Source organism: Streptomyces sioyaensis, assembly GCF_004122735.1.
Lineage (GTDB): Bacteria > Actinomycetota > Actinomycetes > Streptomycetales > Streptomycetaceae > Streptomyces > Streptomyces sioyaensis.
The window spans coordinates 1-3,256 of record NZ_SDIF01000247.1; the positions used below are offsets into that span (position 1 = coordinate 1).

3 protein-coding genes are annotated in these 3,256 nt (G+C 71.1%); 2 read left to right on the forward strand and 1 reads right to left on the reverse strand.

Features of this window, described 5'->3' with window-relative positions; all coding sequences use genetic code 11:
* A partial coding sequence (locus EST54_RS33540; protein ID WP_244942679.1) for an ABC transporter permease occupies window positions 1-744 on the forward strand: 744 nt, incomplete at its 5' end.
* A 130-nt stretch (window positions 745-874) separates the two neighbouring features.
* Complete coding sequence (gene proC / locus EST54_RS33545) at window positions 875-1,684, forward strand: pyrroline-5-carboxylate reductase (RefSeq protein WP_129251440.1); 810 nt, start codon at window positions 875-877, stop codon at window positions 1,682-1,684.
* A gap of 151 nt (window positions 1,685-1,835) precedes the next feature.
* Here proC and trpS read toward each other — a convergent pair whose 3' ends face one another.
* A complete protein-coding gene (gene trpS / locus EST54_RS33550; protein WP_129251442.1) occupies window positions 1,836-2,843 on the reverse strand; it encodes a tryptophan--tRNA ligase in 1,008 nt (335 codons plus the stop codon).
* Between the last annotated feature and the right edge of the window lie 413 nt (window positions 2,844-3,256).

Here is a 3,256-nt window from a genome sequence, read left to right on the forward strand (position 1 = left end):
GCCCCCTGGTCCCCGTCCCGCGCCCTGGCCACCGCCGCCCGGGTCCTGCACCAGCTGCGCCACGACCCGCGCACCATCGCACTGATGCTGGTCGTCCCCTGCGTGATGATCGCCCTGCTGCGCTACGTCTTCGACGCCCGCCCGCAGACCTTCGACGCCATCGGCGCCTCTCTCCTCGGCATCTTCCCGATGATCACGATGTTCCTGGTGACCTCCATCGCCACCCTGCGCGAACGCACCTCCGGCACCCTGGAACGCCTGCTCGCGATGACCCTCGGCAAGGCCGACCTGATCAGCGGCTACGCCCTCGCCTTCGGCCTGCTCGCCGTCCTGCAGTCCGCCCTCGCCACCGGCCTGTCCGTCTGGGTCCTCGGCCTGGACGTCATCGGCTCCCCCTGGCTCCTGCTCCTGGTGGCCGTCCTCGACGCCCTGCTGGGCACCGCCCTCGGACTCTTCGTCTCGGCCTTCGCCGCCTCCGAATTCCAGGCCGTCCAGTTCATGCCCGCCGTCCTGATGCCCCAGCTGCTGCTCTGCGGCCTGTTCACCCCGCGCGACACCATGCAGCCCGCCCTCAAGGCGCTCTCCGACGTCCTCCCGATGTCCTACGCCGTCGACGGCATGAACGAAGTCCTCCGGCACCCCGACATCACCGGCGACTTCGTCCGCGACGCCGTCATCGTGACCGGCTGCGCCCTCCTGGTCCTCGCCCTCGGCGCCGCCACCCTTCGCCGCCGTACGGCCTGACGCCGTCCCGGCCCGCGGAACGCCGCCGCGCCGTACACCCGCCAGGTGCGAGGATGACGGCGTAACCGACCGCTCAACGGGCCGGCCCTCGGGCCACCGCCCGGGCACCACCGGCGAGGTGAACCGCAGCATGACCCAGAAGGTCGCCGTACTCGGCACCGGAAAAATCGGCGAAGCCCTGCTCAGCGGCATGATCCGGGGCGGTTGGGCGCCGTCCGACCTCCTGGTCACCGCCCGCCGTTCCGAACGCGCCGAACAACTCCGCGCCCGCTATGGCGTCGAAGCGGTCAGCAACCCGGAGGCCGCCAAGGCCGCCGACACCCTCATCCTCACCGTCAAGCCCCAGGACATGGGCACCCTTCTGACGGAGCTGGCCCCGCACGTCCCCGCCGACCGCCTGGTCATCAGCGGCGCCGCCGGCATCCCCACGTCCTACTTCGAGGAGCGCCTGGCCGCCGGCACCCCGGTCGTACGGGTCATGACGAACACCCCCGCCCTCGTTGACGAGGCGATGTCCGTCATCTCCGCCGGCACCCACGCCACCGGCGCCCACCTCACCCGCGCCGAGGAGATCTTCTCCGGCGTCGGCAAGACCCTCCGCGTCCCGGAGTCCCAGCAGGACGCCTGCACCGCACTCTCCGGCTCCGGCCCGGCGTACTTCTACTTCCTCGTCGAGGCCATGACCGACGCCGGCATCCTGCTCGGCCTGCCCCGCGACAAGGCCCACGACCTCATCGTCCAGGCCGCCATCGGCGCCGCGGTGATGCTCCGCGACAGCGGCGAACACCCCGTCACCCTCCGGGAGAACGTGACCTCCCCGGCCGGCACCACCATCAACGCCATCCGCGAACTGGAGAACCACGGCGTCCGCGCCGCCCTCATCGCCGCCCTGGAAGCCGCCCGCGACCGCAGCCGCGAACTGGCCACCGGCAACGGCTGACCCGACGCCGGGAGCCACACCCCACACCCCACGGCCCGGGGCGAGGGCACTTCCCCTCACCCCGGCCCGCGGCGCCCAGCCACCGGCCACCGCGCCCCGCTCCCTCGCCGGCGCTCCCCAAGAACGCCCCTACTGGCCCTCTGGACGTTCCCTAGGCCATCAGCCCGACCGCCCGATAGGCCGCATCCACCCGCGGCCTGGCCAGCGCTCGCGCCCGCTCGGCCCCGTCGCGCAGCACCCCATCGACATACGCGGGGTCGGCGGCCAGCTCCGCATGCCGCTTCCGCGCCGGCCGCAGCAGCTCCACCACGGCCTCCGCCACGTCCCTCTTCAACGCGCCGTACGAGGCGTACCCCTCGGCCAGCCGCTCCGGATCGCCACCCGTACACGCGGCCAGCACATCCAGCAGGTTCGCCACCCCCGGCCGCTCGCCCCGCTCGTACACGACATCGCTCGCCGTATCCGTCACGGCCCGGATCACCTTCTTCCGCACCACCTCCGGCTCGTCCAGCAGATAGACGATCCCGGCAGTCCTGGCGTGCGACTTCCCCATCTTCGACGTCGGCTCCTGCAGATCCATCACCCGCGCCGCCACCGCCGGATACGTCACCTTCGGCATCACGAACGTCGCCCCGTACCGCTCGTTGAACCGCCCCGCCAGATCCCGCGTCAGCTCCAGGTGCTGCGCCTGGTCCTCCCCGACGGGCACCTCATGCGTCCCGTACGCCAGGATGTCCGCCGCCATCAGCGCCGGATACGTCAGCAGCGACAGCCGCACGCTCCCACCCCGCGCCTGCTCCCGCGCCGCCTTCTCCTTGTACTGGATCATGCGCCGCATCTCTCCGTCGGAGGCCGTGCACTCCATCAGGTACGACAGCCGCAGATGCTCATCCACCTGGCTCTGCACGAACAGGGTGCACCGCTCCGGATCCAGCCCCGCGGCCAGCAACAGCGTCGCCGCCTGCCGAGTGAGCCGCCGCACCCGCGCCGGCTCGTGCTCCACGGTCAGCGCATGCAGATCCACCACACAGAACAGCGCATCCGCCCGGTGCTGGTCCTCCTCGACCCACCGCCGCATCGCCCCGAGGTAGTTCCCCAGCGTCAGATGCCCCGTCGGCTTCACACCACTGAAGATCCGCGCTCGCTCCGCCATCGCCATCCCGTCCGTCCTTGTCTTCCGCGCCCTGCCGGGCGCCTCGGGACCGCCGACCTCACCGGCCGGCTGCGAAAGGGAGAAACGCGAACGGCCGCCGAAGCGGCGGCCGTGGTCATGCATGCGCTACTGGTCGGCCGCCGTCAGGCGAGCCACCACTGCTGTACGAGCGCATGCGTAGTCATGCGGCCAAGCTACCGCGCCGACCCTTCCCTCGCACGGGTTTGAAGCCCCTCACCCCCTCGTGTAGTGTTCTCCGAGTTGCCCCGGAGCCGACAGGCACCAGCAGCCATCCCGCCGCCTCGCGGCACACCACTACTGCACGGCCCCTCAACGGGACCCATTTCGGCATGCCGAAATTCGGACCGTGACGTGATTATGCGTCAGCGAGGAATTCCGCTAAAGTAGTGATCACGCCG

Excerpts from the sequence above, each read along its gene's own strand:
- proC (WP_129251440.1), top strand. The coding sequence starts at position 875 with ATGACCCAGAAGGTCGCCGTACTCGGCACCGGAAAAATCGGCGAAGCC.
- trpS (WP_129251442.1), bottom strand. The coding sequence starts at position 2,843 with ATGGCGATGGCGGAGCGAGCGCGGATCTTCAGTGGTGTGAAGCCGACG.